Source organism: Micromonospora sp. MW-13, from assembly GCF_003434305.1.
GTDB lineage: Bacteria > Actinomycetota > Actinomycetes > Mycobacteriales > Micromonosporaceae > Micromonospora.
The window spans coordinates 1-21,176 of sequence record NZ_QKKX01000058.1; the positions used below are offsets into that span (position 1 = coordinate 1).

At 74.4% G+C, this 21,176-nt stretch carries 17 protein-coding genes; 6 read left to right on the top strand and 11 right to left on the bottom strand.

All coding sequences use genetic code 11. From position 1 onward, the window contains the following. On the bottom strand, nt 1–435 hold the full coding sequence (locus C5N14_RS25170) for a VOC family protein (RefSeq protein WP_207892865.1): 435 nt from the start codon (nt 433–435) through the stop codon (nt 1–3). A 110-nt stretch (nt 436–545) separates the two neighbouring features. On the opposite strand from C5N14_RS25170, the gene C5N14_RS31835 reads away from it, so the two are divergent. Together C5N14_RS31835 and C5N14_RS25175 are read left to right on the top strand one after the other, a co-directional pair. Continuing rightward, entirely contained in the window at nt 546–761 is a 216-nt protein-coding gene (locus tag C5N14_RS31835) for a hypothetical protein (RefSeq protein ID WP_128763656.1), read from the top strand. Nucleotides 762–821: 60 nt separating this feature from the next. Next, nucleotides 822–1,469 carry a lipoprotein gene (locus tag C5N14_RS25175; RefSeq protein ID WP_128763657.1) on the top strand — a complete coding sequence of 216 codons (648 nt, stop codon included), beginning with the start codon at nt 822–824 and terminating at the stop codon, nt 1,467–1,469. A 95-nt stretch (nt 1,470–1,564) separates the two neighbouring features. Here C5N14_RS25175 and C5N14_RS25180 read toward each other — a convergent pair whose 3' ends face one another. The 8 genes from C5N14_RS25180 to C5N14_RS25215 all read right to left on the bottom strand — a co-directional run bounded on the left by C5N14_RS25180 (nt 1,565) and on the right by C5N14_RS25215 (nt 11,384). After that, nucleotides 1,565–2,494, bottom strand: a complete 930-nt coding sequence (locus tag C5N14_RS25180; RefSeq protein WP_243640014.1) for an ROK family protein — start codon at nt 2,492–2,494, stop codon at nt 1,565–1,567. A 127-nt stretch (nt 2,495–2,621) separates the two neighbouring features. Next, nucleotides 2,622–4,079 carry an argininosuccinate lyase gene (locus tag C5N14_RS25185; RefSeq protein ID WP_117671332.1) on the bottom strand — a complete coding sequence of 486 codons (1,458 nt, stop codon included), beginning with the start codon at nt 4,077–4,079 and terminating at the stop codon, nt 2,622–2,624. Between the two features lie 65 nt (nt 4,080–4,144). Next, the gene (locus tag C5N14_RS25190) at nt 4,145–5,098 is read right to left on the bottom strand and encodes an amidohydrolase family protein (RefSeq protein ID WP_117671334.1); all 954 of its coding nucleotides are present in this window, start codon (nt 5,096–5,098) and stop codon (nt 4,145–4,147) included. After that, on the bottom strand, nt 5,095–6,084 hold the full coding sequence (locus tag C5N14_RS25195; RefSeq protein WP_165878218.1) for a creatininase family protein: 990 nt from the start codon (nt 6,082–6,084) through the stop codon (nt 5,095–5,097). Before C5N14_RS25195 ends, C5N14_RS25190 begins: the two co-directional genes overlap by 4 nt. After that, nucleotides 6,081–7,874, bottom strand: coding sequence for an iron ABC transporter permease (locus tag C5N14_RS25200; RefSeq protein ID WP_243640015.1), 1,794 nt, complete (start codon nt 7,872–7,874; stop codon nt 6,081–6,083). The genes C5N14_RS25195 and C5N14_RS25200 overlap by 4 nt, the downstream gene beginning before the upstream one ends. Beyond that, nucleotides 7,871–8,944 (bottom strand): ABC transporter ATP-binding protein, encoded by a 1,074-nt coding sequence (locus C5N14_RS25205; protein WP_117671338.1) that lies wholly within the window; start codon nt 8,942–8,944, stop codon nt 7,871–7,873. The genes C5N14_RS25200 and C5N14_RS25205 overlap by 4 nt, the downstream gene beginning before the upstream one ends. A 185-nt stretch (nt 8,945–9,129) precedes the next feature. Next, nucleotides 9,130–10,182, bottom strand: a complete 1,053-nt coding sequence (locus C5N14_RS25210; RefSeq protein ID WP_117671340.1) for an extracellular solute-binding protein — start codon at nt 10,180–10,182, stop codon at nt 9,130–9,132. A gap of 38 nt (nt 10,183–10,220) precedes the next feature. Further along, on the bottom strand, nt 10,221–11,384 hold the full coding sequence (locus C5N14_RS25215; protein ID WP_117671342.1) for an ROK family protein: 1,164 nt from the start codon (nt 11,382–11,384) through the stop codon (nt 10,221–10,223). A 415-nt stretch (nt 11,385–11,799) separates the two neighbouring features. Between C5N14_RS25215 and C5N14_RS25220 the strand changes: the two genes are divergently transcribed. Then, nucleotides 11,800–14,493, top strand: a complete 2,694-nt coding sequence (locus C5N14_RS25220) for a sugar-binding protein (protein ID WP_117671344.1) — start codon at nt 11,800–11,802, stop codon at nt 14,491–14,493. Between the two features lie 76 nt (nt 14,494–14,569). On the opposite strand, the gene C5N14_RS25225 is transcribed toward C5N14_RS25220, so the two are convergent. Together C5N14_RS25225 and C5N14_RS25230 are read right to left on the bottom strand one after the other, a co-directional pair. Beyond that, nucleotides 14,570–16,306, bottom strand: a complete 1,737-nt coding sequence (locus tag C5N14_RS25225) for a glycoside hydrolase family 3 protein (RefSeq protein ID WP_117671346.1) — start codon at nt 16,304–16,306, stop codon at nt 14,570–14,572. A gap of 87 nt (nt 16,307–16,393) precedes the next feature. Then, complete coding sequence (locus C5N14_RS25230; RefSeq protein WP_117671348.1) at nt 16,394–16,885, bottom strand: DUF3145 domain-containing protein; 492 nt, start codon at nt 16,883–16,885, stop codon at nt 16,394–16,396. 420 nt (nt 16,886–17,305) lie between these two features. Here C5N14_RS25230 and C5N14_RS25235 point away from each other — a divergent pair, with 420 nt between their 5' ends. The 3 genes from C5N14_RS25235 (at nt 17,306) to C5N14_RS25245 (ending at nt 21,159) form a co-directional block, all read left to right on the top strand. Then, complete coding sequence (locus tag C5N14_RS25235; protein WP_117671350.1) at nt 17,306–17,635, top strand: hypothetical protein; 330 nt, start codon at nt 17,306–17,308, stop codon at nt 17,633–17,635. A 279-nt stretch (nt 17,636–17,914) separates the two neighbouring features. Beyond that, nucleotides 17,915–18,838, top strand: coding sequence for an alpha/beta fold hydrolase (locus tag C5N14_RS25240; RefSeq protein WP_117671352.1), 924 nt, complete (start codon nt 17,915–17,917; stop codon nt 18,836–18,838). A gap of 203 nt (nt 18,839–19,041) precedes the next feature. Then, nucleotides 19,042–21,159: an AAA family ATPase gene (locus C5N14_RS25245; protein ID WP_117671475.1), complete on the top strand. Its 2,118-nt coding sequence runs from the start codon at nt 19,042–19,044 to the stop codon at nt 21,157–21,159. Nucleotides 21,160–21,176 lie beyond the last annotated feature (17 nt).

Sequence of the window (21,176 nt, forward strand, 5' to 3'; positions counted from 1 at the left end):
CTAGGACCTTTCGGCGAGGATTCCGGTGGCCTGGCCGAGCTCGATGAGGTAGCCGTCGGGGTCGCGCAGGTAGCACCGGATCTCCACGCCGTGGTCCTTCGGCTCGGTGAGGAACTGTCCGCCCCGCGAGCACCACAGCTCGTAGACGGCGTGCACGTCGGTCACCCGGACGTTGAGCGCGCTGTTGAGCAGGTTCGGGTCCGTCGGCGCCTGGGCGAGGACGGTCGGCTTGTCGTCGGTCGGGCCGCCCTCGTCGTTGATCACGAGGTAGCTGTTGTGCAGCCGCAGGATGGCGGGCTGGCGCTCGCGTACCACCGTCGCGCCGAGCACCGTCCGGTAGAACTCACGGGAGCGCTCCACGTCCCGCACGATCAACAGGTGGGTGAGCACCATGCCGTGTTCCGGCTGGAAGTAGTCCGGGGCCTCGTTCGTCACTGCCGCCTCCCTCGGGATGGCCCGTCGGGTACCCGCGTGCGGCGGCGGCACACCTGCGACGCCCGGTCAGGTCCGTCGCCGGACAGGTCCGGAAGGACCCGGCACGCGGCATGGCCGAGCCACCACCGGATCAGGTGTCCTGCCCGGCGGGGGTACGCAGACGGGTGACGAAGGTCCGCCAGGCCGAGGGGGCGAAGGCCCGGCAGATGTTCGAGGCCGACGCCGACCTGCGGGCGTTGCAGCCGGGCGGTCCGCCGCTCGGGGCCGAGATGTTCCGGCGGTTCCTGCACTGGGCACGCCGGCCGGCACCGCCCCCGACCGGCTAACATCCATCGGCCGTCCGGGGTGGACCGGGCGGCGCGGACGACCACGGGGGAAGTGGAACGGTGTTTCGACGTATCGGGGCGGCCGTGCTGGCCGTGCTCACCATCGCGACGGCGGCGGGCTGCGCCGGGGGCTCGCCGCGGCCGGCCTCGGCCCGGGCCGAGGCCGGCCCCGCACCGTCGCCCTTCGTGACCGGCCCGCCGTGGTACGACGAGGTCGCCCCGGCCGAAGCGGGCGTCACCGTCGGCGCGAGGGGCACCCCCTGCGAACTGCCGATCACGTTCTCCCTGCCGGCCCGCTGGATCGCCGAGCCGGTGGACGACGCGTCCGGGATGACGTTGGGCGGTTCCCGGCTGCGCTGCGAGGTCGACGCGAAGCCGGCCGGCAGCGTGGGCTTCCTGCGGGTCTGGGCGGTCGACGAGGCCACCGGCGACGTGCGCGCCGCGCTGGAGGAGTTCCTCGCCGAGTACGGCCGGGTCAGCGAGATCGAGTACCGGCGGGTGCGGCGCGGCCCGCTGGACCTGGTGGAGGCCACCTACCTCCAGCGCACCAGGCTGAGCGGCGGCCCGAACCGGCAGCGGGCGCTCGTGGCGCCCGCCTCCGGCGGCGGGGCGGTGCTGCTGACCTTCGGCGGAATGGACACCGGCGAGTTCGAGGCGATGTTCCCGGCGTACCAGCTCGCGACGGGCACCCTCCGCGCCAGCCGCTGACCGGGCCGGGCCCGCCCGGGCTCCGGGCCAGGTCGCGGGCTCCGGGTGCGGTTGTCCGTCCCTGGCGACGACAACCGCACCCGGAGATCACCCCGTCAGCGGGGGGCCGGAACCGCCTCCCGGGCCAGGACGACCGCGCCGAGCAGCGCGGCGTCGTCGGCGAAGCCGGAGAGCACCACGTCCGGCCGGTACGGCAGCACGGCGGCCAGCCGCTCGACCAGCAGGCCGCGGATCAGCTCGCTGCCGGCCACCCCGCCGACCAGCACCACCCGCTGCGGGTCGAGCAGCAGGCAGCAGGTGACCAGGTGGCGGGCCAGCTCGTCGACCCGGCCGGTCAGCGCGTCCCGGGCCGGGCCGGGCCGCTCGGCGGCGGCGGCCAGCCCGGCCGCCGCCCCCGGCACGCCGAGGTCGTCGGCGAGCCGGTCCAGCGCCCGGCCGGAGAAGTCCAGCTCCAGCATGGTGCCGGGCCACGGGCCGCCGGCCACGGCGTACCCGATCTCGCCGGCCGCGCCGTGGTGCCCGGCCAGCACCGACCCACGCACGGTGAGCGCCGCCGCGACCCCGGTGCCGAGGCCGACCACCAGGCCGGGGTCGGCGTCGCGGAGCGCGCCGAAGCGCAGCTCGGCCAGGGCGGCGGCGTTCAGGTCGTTGTCGACCGCCACCGCCGGCACGCCGAACCGGTCGCGGACCGCGTCGGCCAGCCGGAGCCGGTCCCAGCCGGGCACGTTCGGGGCCAGGTCGATGCCGTCGGGCCGGACCACCCCGGGCGAGGCGATCCCGGCCGCCGCGAGCGGGCCGCCGACCTCCCCCACCAGCTTCGCGGCCAGGTCCAGCGCCCGGTCCAGGGCCTGCGGGGCACCCCGTTCGGCGTGCGTCGGCACGCGCTCGCTGGCCAGCAGCCGGCCCTCGCCGTCAGCCACCCCGACGGCCATCTTGGTGCCGCCGAAGTCGATGCCGAGCAGCACGGGCGTGTCACCGGCCGCCGGCGCGGGCTGAGCAGCCCGACCGGCCACCCGCACGCTCACCGTGCGGTCCTTCCGTCCGCGACCGCGGGGCCCGCCTGCGCCGCGCCCGGCCACCGGCCCAGGCCGCGCCGCGCACTCCCCGCGCACACCGGGCCGCCCCTTCGACGTGCCCCGCGAAGGCCCCCGCTCATCGGCCCGCTCGCTCGGCGGCCACGGCGTCCAGCGCCTCGTCGGCCCGGGCCAGCCGGTCCCGCACGGCGGCCAGCCGGCCGGCCACGGTGTCGAAGGTGTCGCGCAGCACGGTCACCTGGGCCCGGACGGCGTACGCGCCGGGCCCGTCGACCTGGGCCCGGTCGAGCACCAGCTCGGGGCGGACGGCGGCGGCGATCAGGTCGCCGATCGCGTCGTCGTCGAGCCGGTCGGTGATCTGGTCGGCCGCCGCCCGGACGCCCTCGGGGGTCCAGGTGTCCGGCGCACCGCCCCGGACCAGCCGGCCGACCACCGAGTGGGCGGCCCGGAACGGCACCCCGTGCCGGGTCAGCGCGTCCGCGGCGGCGGTGGTGGTGGCACCGGAGGCGACGATCTCCTCCCGGGACGGCGGCTCCAGCGGCTCGATCTCGGCGAGGAAGCCGCCGAGCAGGGCGAAGAACCGGTCGGTGCGGTCGTTGCTGTCCCAGAGCCGCACCTGCACGTCGGTGGTGGCGTTGTTGGAGTCCTCCCACCAGGCCGCGCCCACGTTGTTGAGCACGCTGGCGGCGTCGGCGGCGGTGGCCCCGGCCATCGAGACCAGGTGCTCCAGCACCACCGGGTTGCGCTTCTGCGGCATGATGCTGCTGCCCTGGGTGAAGTCGCCGGGGGTGGTCACCCAGCGCCAGGTCAGCCAGTCCATCAGGGTGCGGGCCAGCCGGGCCCCGGTGGCCAGGGCCTGCGCGTTGAGGGTGCCGACCCGGACCAGGTGGTCGGCGCCGGCCACCGCCTCGTACGAGTTGGTGACCAGGCCATCGAAGCCGAGCAGCTCGGCCACCCGGGCCGGGGCGATGTCCAGGTCGGTGCCGGCGAACGCGCACGAGCCCAGCGGCGAGGTGTTGAGCTGGTCGATCAGGTCGGCGTACGCGACGGCCTCGCCGGCCAGGGCCTCGGCGTACCCGGCTAGGGCGTGGCCGATGGTGGTCGGCTGGGCCGGGCGGCGGTGGGTGTAGCCGGTGATGACCACGTCGGCGTACCGGTCGGCGGAGTCCAGGGCGGTGGCCCCGGCCGCGAGCACCCGGTCGAGCACCCCGAGGAGTTGGTCGCGCAGCAGCATCCGGAACACCCCGGCGTCGAGGTCGTTGCGGCTGCGCGCCATCTGCACGTCCAGCTCGGAGGTGGGGAGGCCGCACGCCGCCGCGAGCCGCTTCTCCATCAGGTAGTAGGTGTCCTCGAAGCTGCCGTCGAAGGCGGGCGCGGGGCCGGTGTCGGCGCGCAGCTCCGCCAGCCCGCGCAGCAGCCGGGCACCCCGCTCGGCGGGAATCAGCCCCTGCTCGGTCAGCATGACCACGTGCGCCTGGCTGGCCCGCACCATGGCCGGGAAGAGGTACCCGACGTGGTGGTCGTATGTCGGCCGCAGGTGGTGCCGCTGGTAGGTGGTCAGCGCGGGTGTGCTCATCAGGAGTCTCTGCTTCCTTCCAGGCCGGGCGCGACGCTGCTCGCCGCGCCCGGACGTCAGCCGGTCTACTCGTGCAGGCCGAGCAGGCGCTCGGCGTTCCCGGCGAAGATCGCGCCCAGGTGGTCGTCGGGTAGGCCCAGTTCCCGGCAGATCCGGAGCTGGTCGTCGAGGTAGCGGGTGACGTACCCGCGCGGGAACCACGACGAGTCGCTGCCGTACACGATCCGGTGCGGGCCGATGGTCTCGTAGCAGCGCCGGAACAGCTCCTCCAGCGTGAGCTTGTACGGCATCCACCGCACCCACTGGTTCGACCCGGACGTGTCGACGTGGACGTTCGGGCAGCCCCAGGCGGCGAAGAGGAGGTCCTGCACGTGCTGGACGCCGAAGTGCGGCACCACCACGGCCAGCTCGGGGAAGCGGCGGGCCATCCGGGCCAGCTCGTCCGGGCCGCCGTACCGGCCGTGGGACAGGCCGCCGGCGCTGCCGTAGTGCCCGATGTGGATCAGCACCGGCACGCCGAGCCGCTGGGCGGTGGCCCAGAGCGGGTCCAGGTCGGCGTGGTCGAGGGGGCCGCGCAGCAGCGGGGCGAACAGCTTCAGCCCGCGCAGGCCGCGTTCGGTGACCGCCCGGTCCAGCTCGCCGGCCGCGTCGGGGCCGTACGGGTCGTGGTGGGCGAAGCCGAGCAGCAGGTCCGGGTGCCGGTCCACGACGTCGGCGACGGTGTCGTTGCCGCCGCCGGTGACGAAGACCGCCCGGCGGACGTTCACCCGGCGCAGCTCGTCGGCCCACCGGTCCGCCTCGTCCTGCCAGCGCTCGGCCGGCGGCTCCGGGTCGGGGAAGGCCCACGCCTGCCGCCACTGCCGGGCGTACGGGGCGGAACCGGCGGCCCGGACGGCCCGCTCGTGCTCCCCGCCGGGGTGCATCCCGGCGGCGTGCTCGCACGCCTGGATCGTCGGGTCGGTGCCGATGCGGAAGTGCAGGTGGAAGTCGACGATGTCGAGTCCCCGGTCGACGATCATGATTCTCCCTCGGACGGCAGCGGGTCGGCGGTGGGCGGGGCGGGCGGCGGGGCGGCCACCCAGGCGGCCACCACCTCGCGCAGCCGCGTCCCGGCCAGCTCCCGCACCCGCCGGCCGGCGGGCTCGCCGGCCAGCGAGATGTGCCCGGACCAGCCCTGCCACGGGTCGGGCCGGGACTCCACCAGCACGTACGGGTGGGTCACCGGCAGCTTCGGCCTCGGCGGCAGGTCGTCGACCGCGTCGAGCCGGACCGCGCCCGGGTCGAAGCCGAGCACCCCGGAGGTCTCGTACGCCCCGCCGTGCCCGCGCGAGGTCAGCGGGCCGTACAGCTCGGTGGTCTCGGCGGGGGTGACGAGCTGGAACCAGTTGACCAGCAGCAGGCTGGCGGTGCGCCGCCCGGAGACCCACTCCATCGCGGCCCGGACGGTGGACATGTTGGCGTCGTGCCCGTTGACGATGAGCAGCCGGGGGAAGCCGGCCGCGACGATGCCCTCGATCACGTCGGCCAGGTAGCCGACCGCGATCTCGGGCCGGATCGCCACGGTGCCGGGCCACGGCCGGGTCTGGCCGGGGCAGGCGGCGTACGGCACGGCGGGGAAGAGCACCCCGCGCGGGCCCGCCGGGGTCGCGGCCTCGTCCGGGGTCCCGCCGCCGGACGAGGCCGCGTCGACTCCGGCCGTCGGGGCGAGGCCGCCCCCGACCGGCCAGGCCGCGCCGGGGCCCGCCGCGCCCCCGCCGGGCCGGGCGGGCCCGGTCGCGGCGGAACTGGTCGCGCTCTCGGCGGCGAAGCCCTCGGCGAGGATCAGGTCGGTGCCCAGCGGCAGGTGCGGGCCGTGCCACTCGACCGCGCCGACCGGCAGCACCGCGAAGTCCGCCGCCCCGGCGACCGCCGCCAACTCCCCGCCGGGGACCCGGGCGACCGGGACCAGCCCGCCGTGGGCGAGCCAGGCGGCCACGTGGTCGCCGTCGGGGGTCACGCCCGTCACGCCGTCCACCGCGCCGCCTCCCGGCTCGACCGCCGGCCGCCCTCCAGCCGGCCGGAGACCACCATCACCACGAAGATCAGGACCACCTGGAGCATGCCGTACGCGGCGGCGGTGCCGACCTCGAACGAGTACATCCGGTTGTTGATCTCCACCGAGATCGGCGCGGTCTGCGAGGTGTAGATGAGCACCGAGGCGACGAACTCGCCGACCCCGTGCACGAAGGCGAGCAGCGCGCCGGCCAGCACACCCGGGAGCATCAGCCGCAGGGTGACCGTGCCGAACGCCCGCCACCAGGACGCCCCGAGGTTGCGGGCGGCCTCCTCCAGCGACGGGTCGATCTGCGCCAGGGTGGCCGAGCTGGACCGGAACACCAGCGGCAGGAACCGCACGAAGTAGGCCAGCGGCATGATCCAGAAGGTGCCGATCAGCACCTGGCCGAAGCTGAACGCGTTGCCGGTGCTGAACGCCGAGATCAGGTTGATCGCCACCACCGTGCCGGGCAGCGCCCAGGCCAGCATGACCGCCACGTCCAGCAGCCCCCGGCCGCGGAAGTTCAGCCGGCGCACCGCGTACGCGATGAGCACGCCGACCACGACGCAGGCGACGGTCGCGATCAGGCTCATCTGGAGCGAGTTCAGGATCGGCTGGAACGCCCGGGGCTCGGAGAAGATCGTGACGAAGTTCTGCATGGTGTACTGGGCCGGGATCACCTCGGTGGTCCACGAGCCGTCCTCGGAGAACGCCACCAGGGCGATGGTCGCCACCGGGGCCAGCAGCACGGCCGTGGCCAGCAGCGACGCGGCCAGGGCGAGCCACTTGCCGAGCGGGTTGGTGATCTCACGCCGGTGCGCGGCCACGCCCTTGGACTGGGAGCGGTAGCTGCGCCGCCCCTCGTACCAGCGCATGCCGAGCAGGAACAGCACCGAGACGACGCCGAGCACGGAGGCGTACGTGGAGGCCATCGGCAGGTCGCCGTTGGTGCGGTTGATGTAGATCTGCATGGTCATCGTCTGGTCCACCCCGAACAGCAGCGGGGCGGTGTACGACGCCAGCGAGGTCATGAACACCAGCAGCGACGCGGAGACCAGCGCCGGGGTGAGCATCGGCAGCAGCACCGTGCGCCAGACCCGGACCCGGCCGGCCCCCAGGTTGTACGCCGCCTCCTCCACCGACGGGTCCATCCCGCCGAGCGCGGCCGAGGCGGACAGGTAGAAGTACGGGTACATGGTGAACGTGTGCACCACCAGCACCCCGGCGATGCCGCTGAACGGCAACACCGGGTTCTCCGCGCCGAAGAGCTGCTGGAGGCCGCGCGGCAGGATGCCGGTCTCGCTGTAGAGGAGCTGGAACGAGATCGCCCCGATCAGCGGCGGCAGGGCCGCCGGCACCAGGATGATCGCCTCGATCAGCTTGCGGCCGGGAAACGAGAAGCGCTTGAGCAGGAACGCCATCGCCACGCCGACGATCCCGCAGAGCAGCACGCTGGCCGCGGAGATGACCAGTGAGGTGACCAGGGAGGACCGGGCCACCCCGTCGCTGGTGAGGAAGCTGCCGTAGTTCTCCACCCCGTCCACGCCGACGCTCTCGGCGAAGGTGGCGAACATCGGCTGCACCACGTACCCGAACAGGACCAGGGCGAGCGGGAAGACCAGCACGTACGGGAACCAGCGGGAGCCGGTGCCGCCGGCGAACCGGGCGGCGAGCCGGCGGCGCGGTCCCGGCGGCGGCGTCGGGTCCTTGGTCACCGGCGCGACGGTCGCCGGGCTGGGGGTCGCGGGAATGGTGGTCACGGGCGCACCACCCACATCCGCTCGCGGTTGAGCCGCAGCCCGACCTGGTCGCCGACGGTGATCCCGGCCGGCACGTCCACGGCGGCCACCTGCACCTGCTCGCCCGCGGTGTCCACCACCAGGTTGGTGGCCATGCCGGTGAACTCCAGCTCGGTGACCCGGCCGGGCAGCGCGCCGGGCTCGGTGGTGGCGGTAAGGCCGATGTGCTCGGGACGGACGGACACCAGGGCGGTCTCCCCCTGGCTCAGGCCGTGGTCGGCCGGCGCGGGGACGACGATCTCCCCGCCGCCGGGCAGCCCCACCGTGACGGTCTGCGCCGTGCCGGCGAGCACCGGCAGGGTGAGCACGTTGCTGCGGCCGATGAACCGGGCCACGAAGCTGGTGGCCGGGCGGTGGTAGATCTCCTGCGGGGCGCCGATCTGCTGCACCCGGCCGGACTGCATGACCGCGATCCGGTCCGACATGGCCATCGCCTCGGCCTGGTCGTGGGTGACGTAGATGCCGGTGGTGCCGGCCTCCTTCTGGATCCGGCGGATCTCCGTCCGGGTCTCCTCGCGCAGCTTGGCGTCGAGGTTGGACAGCGGCTCGTCCAGCAGCAGGGTCTTCGGCCGGATGACCAGGGCGCGGGCCAGCGCCACCCGCTGCTGCTGGCCGCCGGACAGCTCGTCGATGCGCCGGTCGCCGTACCCGCCGAGGTGCACCTGGCCGAGCGCCTCCTCGACCCGCCGCCTCGACTCGGCCCGGTTGACCTTGCGGATCTTCAGCCCGTACGCGACGTTCTGCGCGACGCTCATGTGCGGGAAGAGCGCGTAGTTCTGGAACACCATGCCGGTGTCGCGCTTGTTCGGCGGGCGCCGGGTGACGTCCTCCGCGCCGAACCGGATCCGGCCCGAGGTCGGGAAGTAGAACCCGGCCACCATGCGCAGGGTGGTGGTCTTGCCGCAGCCGCTCGGGCCGAGCAGGGTGAAGAACTCCCCGGCGGCGATGGTGATGTCGACGTCGTCCACGGCTGCGGTGTCGCCGCCGCGCGCGAAGCGCTTGCTCACCGACTCCAGCGTGACATCGATCATGATGTCCTCTCCTTACTGCGGTACCGGACCGGGGTCGGTCGTGTGACGGGTGGGCGGGAGACCGAAGGACGGCCACCCGACGCCTCCGGCGGGGAAGGGCTCCCCGCCGCACACCGTCTTCGGGCGCCCCGCGAGCGGGCGGCGCCGGGGGCGGACGGTTCCCGTCCGCTCCCGGCGCCCGCCGGTCAGCCCTTGTTCTTGATCTGGCTGTTCCAGTGGTTGATCCACTCGGTCTCGTTCTTGCCGATCACGTCCCAGTTGACGTCCAGCGGCTTGAGGTTGAGCTGGGCCAGCCACTCCGGCTTCTCGGCGATGTCCACGGCCGGGATCTGGAAGTAGTCCTTGGCCAGGTCGGCGCGCAGCTTGTCGTCGAAGAGGAACTCCATGAACTTCTGCGCGCCGGTGGTGTTGCCGCCCTTGACCGCGGCGATGCCGTCGACCAGCACCGGGGCGCCGGAGGCCGGCATCACGTAGCCGAACGGCATGTTCGACTGGTTGGCCTGGAGCAGCACGTCCTGGAGGTTCCAGGCGCTGAGCACGCCCTGCTGGCGGGAGAGCTTCAGGTACAGGTCGGCCGGGTTGGCCGCGTACGAGCCGGTGTTGGCGTCGAGCTTCTTCAGCCAGTCGTAGCCGGGCTGCGGGTTGCTGCCGTCCGCGGACTGCCGCGTGATCATCGCGGCGTAGATCGACCGCATGGTGCCGGACGCGGCCACGTCCCGAATGATGATCTTGTCCTTCCACTCCGGCTTGAGCAGGTCGTCCCAGTCCTTCGGGGCCTGCTCCGGGGTGAGCGCCTTGTTGTTGTACATGATGACCTCGGGCAGCAGGATCTCCCCGAACCAGCGGCCCTGGGCGTCCTTGTACTTGGCGTCCATCTTGCCGGCGAACGCCGGCTGCCAGCCGGTCAGCAGGTCCTCGGACGCGCCGGCGGAGAGCCCCTGCTGGGTGCCGCCCCACCAGACGTCGGCCTGCGGGTTGGCCTTCTCCGCCCGGACCCGCTCCAGGATCTCCTGCGCGCCCAGGTTGAGGACCTCGACCTTGCCCTTGTACTCGGGGTACTTCGCGGTGAACTGGTCCACCACGTAGGTCGAGACCTTCTTGTCGCGGGCCGTGTAGATGGTGAGCTTCTCGGCGCTCGCGCTGCCGGTCTTGTCGTCGTCACCGCCGCCGCTGCCGCAGGCGGTGCCGGCGGCGAGGACGGTGGCGAGCGCACCGGCGAGGAGAAGACGACGTCTCATGGGGTACCTCCGAGGGGATATAGGGGGAAACTCGTGGGTCAGGGACTGGGTAGCAGGTTCGGCAGGCCGGCCGTGGCGGCCGAGAGCGCGTAGCTGACCGCGCCGTGCAGCACGGCCCGGTCGCCGAGCACCGCACGGCGGACCTCGGTGGCGCTCGGCGCGACGGCGGCGACCAGCGACTGGAGCCGGTCGACGGCCGGGTCGTCGAGCTGGGCGGCGGCCCCGCTGAGCAGCACCCGGCCGGGGTCGATGACGCAGACGCAGGAGACGATCAGCCGGGACCAGGCGGTCAGCACCTCGTCCAGGTACGTGGCGGCCCGCTCGTCGGCGCGGGCCAGCTCGGCCAGGGCGGCCACCGGCGCGTCCGGCCGGCGCCCGGGGGCCAGGGCCACCACCCGCTCGGCGATGGCGTTCTCCGACCAGCGGGCCTCGAACGGGCCGATCCCGTCGTGGCCCCGGTCGGCCGGGTCCAGTGGCAGGAAACCCACCTCGCCGGCGGCCCCGCCCGCGCCCCGGCGGACCTGGCCGTCGAGCACCAGGCCGGCGCCGATGCCGTCGGCGACGTGCAGCAGCAGCAGGTCGGCGACGTCGCTGCCGGCACCGACCGCGTGCTCGCCGGCCGCCATCAGGTTGACGTCGTTGTCCACCACCACCGGCACCCCGAGGTGCCGCTGCACCGACTCCCCTATCGGCCGGCCCTCGACGAGGCCGACCGAGGGGGCCAGCCGGACCGCCCCGCCGGAGGAGACGCCGGGCGCGGCGATGGCCACCCCGCGCAGCGCCGGCAGGCCGTCGCCGGCCAGCTCGGGCACCGAGCGGCAGATGGTGTCGATGATATCGCCGGTGAGCCGGACGGCCCGGTGGGCGACCACCGTGCCGTCGCTGTCGGCGATCTCGCAGCTGATCCGGGACGGCTCCAGCGAGACGGCGGCGACCAGCTCGGCGCGCGGGTTGAACTCCAGCATCGCCCGGGGGCGGCCGGAACGGGACGTTCCGGGCCCCCGCTCGATGAGGTATCCCTCGGCGATCAGCTCGCGCACGAGCGGGGTGAGCGTGGCGGGGCTCAGGCCGGTGAGCTCGGTCAGCTCGGCGCGGGAGAGCAGCCGGACCTGGCGGGCGGTGGAGATCACGGATAACCGCTTGATCTCCTTCGACCGCTCCCGGCTCACCGGGCTCGTTGGTGGCGTCACCACGTCAGTCACACTTCCTTCCTACGGCGAACGAACTATGGAGTCAAGTAACGAAACCGTCTCGGACTTCGACGAACCCCTCCGCCATCAGGGGAAACGTCCCCCTTTGGCACCGCAGTCGGGTTGGGCACATACGGCCACGCCGGCACTGACGGGGGCAGTCCGGGCGTACTTTCTTTCTTTCGCAAAGAAAGAAAGACCTTGCAAAGCATTGACTGGCCGCCGCACCGGTCCTTAGCGTCACCGGGCGAAGGCCTTCCAGTGTGTACGGACCACCGTGCCACTGCTGTACCCGGTGACCCCTGCGCCCATCGGCGCCCACCGGCCCGTCCCACCCACTCGCCGTCCGCTCACGACCCCCGCGTCGACGCCCCGCGTCCGACGACGGTGGTCGCTGCCCGGACCTCGTGGTTCCGGAAGGATCTGCATGCGTATCAAGGCGTTCCTGCTACCCACGGCGCTCGCCCTGGCCCTGTCCGGGGTGCCCGCCACCGCTCTGGCCGCCCCCGCCGGCGGCCCCGCCGCCGACACCGTCGACCTGGACGTCCTCTTCGTCAGCGCCCACCCCGACGACGAGGCGGGCAGCCTCGCCACCCTCGGCCAGTGGAAGGAGAACCACCGCGCCAAGGCCGGCGTCGTCACCATCACCCGGGGCGAGGGCGGCGGCAACGCCGTCGGCCTCGAGGAGGGCCCGCCGCTCGGCATCATCCGGGAGCGCGAGGAGCGCACCGCGATCGGCAAGGCCGGCGTGGAGAACCTCTACAACCTCGACCGGGTCGACTTCTGGTACACGGCCTCCGCTCCGCTGTCCGAGCAGATCTGGGGGCACGACGACACCCTGGCGCAGATCGTCCGGGTGATCCGGCAGACCCGGCCCGAGATCATCATGACGATGAACCCGTCGCCGACCCCGGGCAACCACGGCAACCACCAGCAGGCCGCCCGGTTCGCCGCCGAGGCGTTCCAGGCCGCCGCCGACCCGGCCGCGTTCCCGGAGCAGATCAGCAAGGAGAAGCTGAAGCCGTTCCGCGCGGCGAAGTTCCTGCGCAGCGGGGGCACCGGCACCTCGGCCGCCGGGCCGCAGTGCGCCACCAGCTTCGTTCCCACCGTCCCGACCGACCAGGTCTTCGGCGTCTGGGAGGGCACCCGGAGCAGCACCGGCAAGACCTGGGCCGAGATCGAGGTCGACGCCCGCCGGGAGTACGTCACCCAGGGCTGGGCCGGCACCGCCGCCGCCCCCACCGACCCGGCGAACATGCGCTGCGACTTCTACACCCTGATCGACAGCCGCGTCCCGTACGACCCGGCGGACACCTCCCCCGAGGCGATCCTGCGCGGCTCCGTGCTGCCGAACGCGGCCGGCGGCCTGCCCAAGGGCACCGAGCTGTACCTCACCACCGACCGGTTCGACCTCGCCCCCGGCGAGACCGTCGAGGTCACCGCGCACGTGCGAGCGCCCCGGGACCGGGCACTGGCCGCGCCGCGGATCGACCTGCGGCTGCCGCAGGGCTGGACCGCCAAGGGCGCCGGGACGCTGAACAGCGCCGTACCGGCCGGCAAGGAGCGGACCAGGAAGTTCACGGTCACCGTGCCGGCGAACAGCGACACCAACCAGCAGCAGCTCATCGGCGCGACCCTGACCACCCGCCAGGGCGTCGGCCGCACCGACCGGGCCGTCCGGGTCGTCGCCGACGTGCGCGGCACCCTGGAGCCGCTGGAGGAGGTCGGGGTGTTCCGGCAGTGGGCCGGCGAGGGCGGGTACCCGCAGCTCGACACCCTGATCAAGCCGGTGCTCACCGTCGGCTCCGGCCAGAGCCGGTCGGTCCGGATCGACCTGCGCAACCACGGCAAGGCCGCCCAGAGCGGCACCGTCACCCTCGGCCTGCCCGCCGGCTTCACCGCCGACGCCACGACGAAGAGCTACGCCGACCTGGCCCCCGACGCGACCGGGGCGGTCACCTTCACCGTCACCGCCGACGCCAGCCTGCCGACCGCCAACGAGGGCGGCACGGGCGGCGACTACGGCATCACCATCACCACCACCAGCGCCGCCGGCAGCACCGTCGAGACCGGCGCCCTGGAGATCGTGCCGACCACCGAGGTGCCGCAGGCCGGTCACGACCACGCCGTCGACGGCGTGGCCTCCCCCGGCGAGTACCCCGGCGCGGAGCTGGACCTCTCCCGGATCTGGGAGGGTCAGGCCACCACCCCGCAGGACGCCTCGGCGAAGGGCCGCATCGCCTGGACCGCCGACGCGCTGAAGGTGTACGTGCAGGTCACCGACGACGTGCTCGGCACGAAGGTGGTGCCGCAGGACTGCAAGCGGCAGCGCCGCACCGACAGCGTGGAGATCATCGTCGACCCGAAGGGGAACTCGGCGGACACCTCCACCGTGTTCAAGGCCGGCATCTTCCCGATCACCGACGACCCGGCCAACGGCAACCCGCCGTGCTGGCAGCGCGACGCCGACAACCGGCAGGGCCCGGGTGCCACGACCGCGCCGGGGATGACGGTGGTCAGCAAGGTCACCAGCCCGTACACCGGCTACACCATCGAGGCGAGCATCCCGTTCGCGGTGCTGCCCGACGCGGTGGACCCGGCCCGGATGGGCTTCAACGTGCTGGTCTACGACTCGGACACCCAGGACCTCAGCTCCCAGTCCCGGCTGGGCTGGTCCACCTTCACCGGCGTCCGGGCCGACCCGTACCGCTACGGCCTGGCCACCCTGCCCGGTTACACCCCGGCGCAGCAGCAGCCCAGCACCCCGGTGTTCCCGGACACCTCCGCGCGCAGCGTGCACAGCCCGCAGACCATCGCCCAGTCGGCGGTGGACGGGGTGGCCCCGGCCGCCGTTGCCAAGCTGCCCGAGAAGGCACTGCGGCTGACCGACCAGCGCCGGGTGGCCGGCGGGGTGCTGGTCACCCTGCGGGCCGACCGGGCCGGCACGGCGTACCTGTACGCCTGGGACGGCACCAACGCCCTCGGTGACAAGACGGTCGAGCTGACCGCCGGCCGCCCGGTGACCGTCGTGGTCCCGGTCGCCTCGGGCCGCTCCAAGGCCCTGCTGGCCGCGTTCGAGTCGAACGGCTCGGCCCTGGCCAGCCAGCTCCCCCTGAGCTGACGCGCCGATCGGGGCCTGTCGGCGACGCAACGCGTCGCCGACAGGCCCCGCCCCGTCCGCGCAGCCGGGGTGGGGGTCAGGTGTCGCAGGTGGTGGGGGGTAGGCCGGAGACCGGGACCGGGGAGCGGCCGGTCGGGCGCGCCTTGCCGGCCAGCACGTTCGCCAGGGCGGTCATCGACGCCCGGCCGGAGGAGTACGTGGCCAGCAGGGTCGGCGACTTCGCCTTCGCCAGCAGGTACGGGGTGTCCATCGCCACGGTCACCGCGGCGTCGCCGCTGAGGTCGGCCGCGCCGTCGCCGTACCCGACGAGGTGCACCCGCGTGCCGCCGCTCGGGACCACCCGCACCCCGGCGGTGGTGAGCGCCTCGGTCAGCAGGGCGCGGGTCTTCTCCCGCCCGCCGGAGGAGGTGACGGTGACCGGGCCGCGCACCCCGGTCGCGCAGGAGCCGCGCAGCACGGTCACCGCGCCGGCCGCGAGCGCTTCCGCGGCCCTACGGTGCTCGGGGCTGTTCAGCGTGGACATCGCCGGGGCGGGCGTTCCGGCCAGGGTGAACTTCATGGTCAGCACCCGGGTCACCGCCTCGACCAGCCGGGCCCGGGGCAGCGAGCCGTCGCGCAGCGCGGCGAGCAGCCCGTCGTACGCCTGGGTGACGTTCGGGGGCATCAGGATCAGGTCGTTGCCGGCCTTGAGCGCCCGCACCGCCGCCTCCCCCGGCGCCCAGCGCTTGGCCGGCGGCATGTTCATCCCGTCGGTGACCACCACGCCCTTGAACCCGAGCTGGCCGCGCAGCACGTCGGTGAGGACCTTGCGCGAGAAGGTGGCCGGGGTACCCGGGTCGATGGCGGTGACGTCGAGGTGGGCGGACATCACCGCGAGGGCGCCGGCGTCGATCCCGGCGCTGAACGGCGGGAACGCGGTGCCGTCGAGCACCTTGCGGCTCTGGGTGATCACCGGGACGTCCTTGTGCGAGTCGGTGGCGCTCAGGCCGTGACCCGGGAAGTGCTTCACGCTGGCCGCCACCCCGGCGCTCTGCAACCCCCTGACCGCGCCCGCGACCTGCGCCGAGGCCCGCTTCGGGTCGGCGCCGAAGGACCGGGAGCCGATCACCGTGCTGCGGGTGGCGAGCACGTCGGCGACCGGGGCGAAGTCCATGTTGATCCCCATCGCGGCCAGCTCGGCGCCGGCGGCCCGCCAGGCCGCCTCGGTCAGCGCCGGGTCGCCGGCCGCACCGGCGGCCATCGGGCTGGGCAGCAGCGTGACGCCGTCGGTGATCCGGGTGACCACGCCGTACTCCTGGTCGGTGCCGACCAGGAAGGGCGCGGCACCGGCGGGTAGCTTCCCGGCGGCCTCGCGCAGGCCGGTGGTCAGCTCGCGGACCTGCTTCGGATTGTCGACGTTGGTGGTGGCCTGGTTGCCGGAGGTCGGGTCGTCGGCGCTGAAGCCGACCAGGATCACCCCGCCCAGCCGGTACTTCGCGACCATCTCCGCCGGGGTGGCCACCCCGGCGAGGGCCCGGTTGCCGGCGGCGGAGCCGGCCGAGACATTCGCCGCCGAGCTGCCGTACGCGTACGGCATCAGCACCTGGCCGACCAGGTCCTCGTCGGCGAGGGCGCCGACCAGGGCGGCGGCCCGGGCGGCCGGGTCGGCGGCGGTCGGGCCACCGGACGCGGTCGGGCCGACAGCGGCGGCCGTGCTGGCCGACGGCGTGGGACGGGGCCGGTCCGGCTCCCCCGAGCACCCGGTGACGAGCACTGCGGTCAGGGCGGCGAGCGCGACGCCGGCAGTTCGCGGGGTAATCGACACGCGGACCATCCCACCAGTTCCCCCCTTATCGGGGCAACCTGACCTCGTCGAACGCGGCGTGCCGCAACCTCTACTGGGACGCGCGGCGGGCGCGGTTCAGCCGACCCGGGTGAGCAGGGTCACCGGCGCGCCGTCGCCGGCATACCGGTAGGGCTCCAGCTCGGCGTCCCAGGCGGTGCCGAGCGCCTTGTCGAGGGCGTGCGCCAGGGCCTCCGGGGCCCGGGCGGCGGCCATGATGGCGCGCAGCCGGTCCTCACCGAGCTGGATGTCGCCGGCCGCGCCGACGGTGGCCCGGAACAGTCCCCGGCCCGGTACGTACATGAAGCGCTCGCCGTCGACGCCCGCGCTCGGTTCCTCGGTCACCTCGAAACGGATCATGGGCCACTGCCGGAGGGCAGCAGCCAGTTCGGCGCCCGTCCCCGGGCGACCGGTCCACCCGCACTCGGCGCGGCGGGCGCCGGGGTCGACGGGCTGGGCCGTCCACTGCAGGTTGACCGGCGCGGCGAGGACGCGCGCGATCGCCCACTCGACGTGTGAGCACACGGCGAGCGGGGTCGAGTGGACGTATACGACGCCACGCGTTGGCACGGTGACCTCCCGGAGAGCGAGGTGCGTCTTCCCCTACGACCTCGACCACCCGAGTGGTTGTTGGAACACATGATGACTGGTGTGACGGATGGTGCGCCAGAGAATCGGAGAATTCGCCGGAGCGGGCACCCGGATCCACCCGTCCGGGACGGGCCGGCGGCCGGGATGGGCCGGTGAGACGGGCAGACCGGCGGGCGGGGCAGACCGGCGGGCGGGCGCGTCGGGCCAGCGGAATGCCGGGCCGGTGTCCGTGGTTGTGCCCTCGGACAGGCACGGTGACCAGCCAGGCATCGCGGTCGTGTACAGTTCTCTCGGCGGCTTGTGCCGCGCACAACTTCGGCGGGCCGATGCTCATTCGGGCGTCTCCCGTCACAGCCCCCGGACGTTACCGTCCTCCCGTACGTCTCAAGGAGTACCTCCGTGGCGAGCAACACCTCTAAGACCGCGCGCGCGTCAGTCCGGGCCGGCCAGGCAGGCCAGGGTGGCGCCCTCAGCGTGCTGGGCGAGTTCAAGTACGTCATCCCGCTCAACGGCGGCAAGCACGCCTACGTGCGCAACCTGACCAACGGCAAGACCGCGCACCTGCGCACCGACTCCGAGGCGTTCGTCGAGGAGATCCGGGTGCTGGCCGCCGCCGGCCACGCCGCCAAGATCCGGGCCGAGCTGAATACCCTCGCGGCCACCCACCCGGACCACGGCTGGGATGCCACCGAGAAGCGCCTCGCCGAGGCCGGCGTCTTCGGCGGCTGACCCCGCCCACCGCGACACCAGGACCGCCCGTCGGGTCACCCCGGCGGGCGGTTCGTCGTCTCCACCCGCCGCCCGCCAGGGGCGTCAGGGCGTCACCTCCCCGCCCCGCCGCAGGCGTCCCGCCCGCCCACCGCTGGCCCGGCCTCCCGCCCACCGCAGGCGTAGGCCGGGATCCCTGCTTCCCCCGGTGAGGGTTGGCGTGGTGTCATGGCGGGTAGCCGGTGTCACCACCGGGTCACCCGGTGGTGAAGTTGTCGCGACGGCCCGGGGGAGGCGGCGATGCCGGAGCAGACCGAGGTACGGCTTGCCGACGACGTGCGGCTGCACGTCGAGGTGTCCGGGCCGGCGGACGCCGAGGTCACCGCGATCCTGCTGCACGGCTGGACGCTGGACGGGCGGAGTTGGCACCGGCAGCTCGCCGGGATCCACGAACGGTTCGGCGGCCGGATCCGGGTGGTGACCTACGACGCCCGGGGGCACGGCCGGTCGAGCTGCATGGCGCTGCGCACCGCCACCCTGGCCCAGCTCGGCGACGACCTGGTCGCCGTGCTCGACGCCGTCGCCCCGACCGGGCCGGTGGTGCTGGTCGGGCACTCGATGGGCGGCATGACGATCATGGAGTACGCGCACCGCCACCCCGGGCACTTCGCCGCCCGCACGGCCGGGCTGGTCTTCGTCTCGACCACGGCCGAGGGGCACACCCACACCGTCTACGGCCTCGGCCCGCGCGTCGCCCGGCTGATCCGGCTGGCTGAGACCACCGGGGCCGGGGTGCTGGCCCGGTGCGGCGCGTGGCGGCCGCCCGGGGCGCTGCTGCGGGCCCTGCGGCCCAGCATCCGCTGGATGCTTTTCGGCGACCGCTGCGAGCCCACCGACATCCGGCTGGTCACCTCGGCGGTGGCCCGCGCCTCGCTGCGCTCGATCGGCGGCTTCCGGGCCTCGATCGGGACGCAGCACCGGCTGGACACTCTCGCCGCGCTGGCCCACCTCCCGGCGGCGGCGCTGGTCGGCGACCGGGACCGGCTCACCCCGCCGCCGTGCGCCGAGTCGATCGCCGCGGCGCTGCCGGCGACGGAGCTGACCGTCTGCCCGGGTGCCGGGCACATGCTGATGATGGAGCGGCCGGACCAGGTGAACGCGGCCGTGACCGGCGTGCTGCACCGGGTCCTGGCGGACGCCCCGCACGCCGTCTCCCCGGCCTGACCGGGGCGCGCGGCGTCGAACGCGGCCACACCGATGTCGCCCCTCGACGCGGGGGCTGACCGGCGGTCCGGGACGTGGGCTGGATCGCGGTGGCGGCATGGCCCCGCGTCCCGGTCGGCCGGTGGCCGTACCCTCTCCGGTTAGCCCGGCGCGCGGCCCGCGCCCCGGCGCGGCCGTCCGCCGCCGTCTGCGAGGAGCTGTGCGTGACCGACCGGACCACCCTGGAGCAGGAGATCGCCGTCGAGCAGCGGCATCTCGACCGGGTGTACGCCCGCCTCGCCGAACTGCGCCGCTCGGCCGCCCAGGCCGAGAAGGACGGCTACCGGCTGGCCCGGGTGGGCAACTTCGGCGCGTTGGTCGAGCGGGACGCGATGGTCTTCCACGCCGCCCAGCGCCGGCACCTGCTCGACGCCGAGCACGAGGGGCTGGTCTTCGGCCGGCTGGACCTGCTCGACCGGCAGGTGCTGCACGTCGGCCGGCTCGGGGTGCGCGGCGAGGACGCCGAGACCATGGTGGTGGACTGGCGGGCCCCGGCCGCCGCCGCGTTCTACCAGGCCACCCCGGCGCAGCCGCTGGGCGTGGTGCGCCGGCGCACCATCGGGTCCTCGCGCGAGCGGGTGACCCGGATCGAGGACGACCTGCTGGACCCGGCGGCGGCCCCGCCGGAGATGGCGGTGGTGGGCGACGGGGCGCTGCTGGCCACCCTGTCCCGGGCCACCGGCCGGGGCATGCGGGACATCGTCGCCACCATCCAGCGGGAGCAGGACGAGGCGATCCGCTCCCCCGGCTCCGGGGTGACGATCGTCGCCGGCGGCCCGGGGACGGGCAAGACGGCGGTCGCCCTGCACCGGGCGGCGTACCTGCTCTACTCCGACCGCAGCCGGTACGCCGGCGGCGGCATCCTGGTGGTCGGCCCGTCGGCGGTGTTCGTGGAGTACATCGCCTCGGTGCTGCCGTCGCTGGGCGAGGAGACCGCGACGCTGCACTCGCTCGGCTCGCTGTTCCCGGGGATGAGCGCGACCCGCACCGACCCGCCCGACGTGGCGGCGGTGAAGGGGTCGCTGCGGATGCGGCGGGTGCTGGAGCGCGCGGCCCGGGACGCGGTCCCGGGCGGGCCGGGCGAGCTGCGCCTGCTCTACCGGGGCGCACTGCTCCGGCTGGACCGCCGGGAGCTGGACGGCATCCGGGACCGGGCGCTGCCCCGGGGGGCCCGCCGCAACGAGGTGCGCCGGGCCGGCTTCGACGGGGTGTTCGCCGCGCTGTGGGCGCAGGCCCGGCGGCTGAACCTCGGGCGGCTGCCGGAACAGCGCGCGTTCGAGGACGAGATCGCCGAGCGGCCCGAGTTCCGCGAGTTCCTCAAGGCGTGGTGGCCCCGGCTGCACCCCCGGCACGTACTGGGCTGGCTGGCCCGCCCGGACCGGCTGCACCGCTATGCCGGGGGGATCCTGTCCCGGTCGGAGATCGGTTTGCTCGCCGAGGCGTACCGGACGCTGGACGCCGAAGGGCTGACGATCGCCGACATCGCCCTGCTGGACGAGCTGGACGCGCTGCTGGGCAAGCCGGTGCGGCCGAGGAAGCCGAAGCGGGACCCGTTCCAGCTCGCCGGGGGCGTGCGCGAGCTGAGCACGCACGCCGACCGGCAGCGGGCGGCCCGGGAGGCGGCCCGGCAGCGCCCCGAGGACTACCGCGAGTACGCGCACGTGGTGGTCGACGAGGCGCAGGACGTCTCGCCGATGCAGTGGCGGATGATCGGCCGGCGCGGCCGGCTGGCGTCCTGGACGGTGGTGGGCGACCCGGCGCAGACCGCGTGGACCGGCCAGGAGGAGGAGCTGACCCGGGCCCGGGACCAGGCGCTGGGCCGGCGGCGCCGGCACCAGTTCGAGCTGACCACCAACTACCGCAACTCGGCGGAGATCTTCGCGGTGGCGGCGGCGGAGATCCGCCGGCTCTACCCGGACCTCGCGCTGCCCAGGGCGGTGCGGTCCACCGGCGTGCAGCCGGTCGCGCTGACCGTGCCGCCGGCCGAGCTGGAACGGGCCACCGTCGCGGCGGTCGCCGCGCTGCTCGGCGAGGTGGCGGGGACGGTCGGGGTGATCACGCCGGTGCCGCGCCGCGACGAGGTCGCCGGCTGGCTCGCCGGCCTGGCCGCGCCGCGCCTCCAGGTGGTGACCAGCCTCCAGGCCAAGGGCATGGAGTACGACGGGGTCGCGCTGGTCGCCCCGGCCGAGATCCGGGCCGACCCGGGCTCCGGCGTGCGGACGCTGTACGTGGCGCTGTCCCGGGCCACCCAGCGGCTGACCACGATCGACCCGACCGGCTGACCGGCCGGCGTCCCGGC

Bases quoted from the DNA above. Each gene is read 5' to 3' on its own strand.
- C5N14_RS31835 (WP_128763656.1), top strand. From the start codon at position 546: ATGGCCGAGCCACCACCGGATCAGGTGTCCTGCCCGGCGGGGGTACGC.
- C5N14_RS25185 (WP_117671332.1), bottom strand. From the start codon at position 4,079: ATGAGCACACCCGCGCTGACCACCTACCAGCGGCACCACCTGCGGCCG.
- C5N14_RS25190 (WP_117671334.1), bottom strand. From the start codon at position 5,098: ATGATCGTCGACCGGGGACTCGACATCGTCGACTTCCACCTGCACTTC.
- C5N14_RS25205 (WP_117671338.1), bottom strand. From the start codon at position 8,944: ATGATCGATGTCACGCTGGAGTCGGTGAGCAAGCGCTTCGCGCGCGGC.
- C5N14_RS25210 (WP_117671340.1), bottom strand. From the start codon at position 10,182: ATGAGACGTCGTCTTCTCCTCGCCGGTGCGCTCGCCACCGTCCTCGCC.
- C5N14_RS25220 (WP_117671344.1), top strand. From the start codon at position 11,800: ATGCGTATCAAGGCGTTCCTGCTACCCACGGCGCTCGCCCTGGCCCTG.
- C5N14_RS25225 (WP_117671346.1), bottom strand. From the start codon at position 16,306: ATGGTCCGCGTGTCGATTACCCCGCGAACTGCCGGCGTCGCGCTCGCC.
- C5N14_RS25240 (WP_117671352.1), top strand. From the start codon at position 17,915: ATGCCGGAGCAGACCGAGGTACGGCTTGCCGACGACGTGCGGCTGCAC.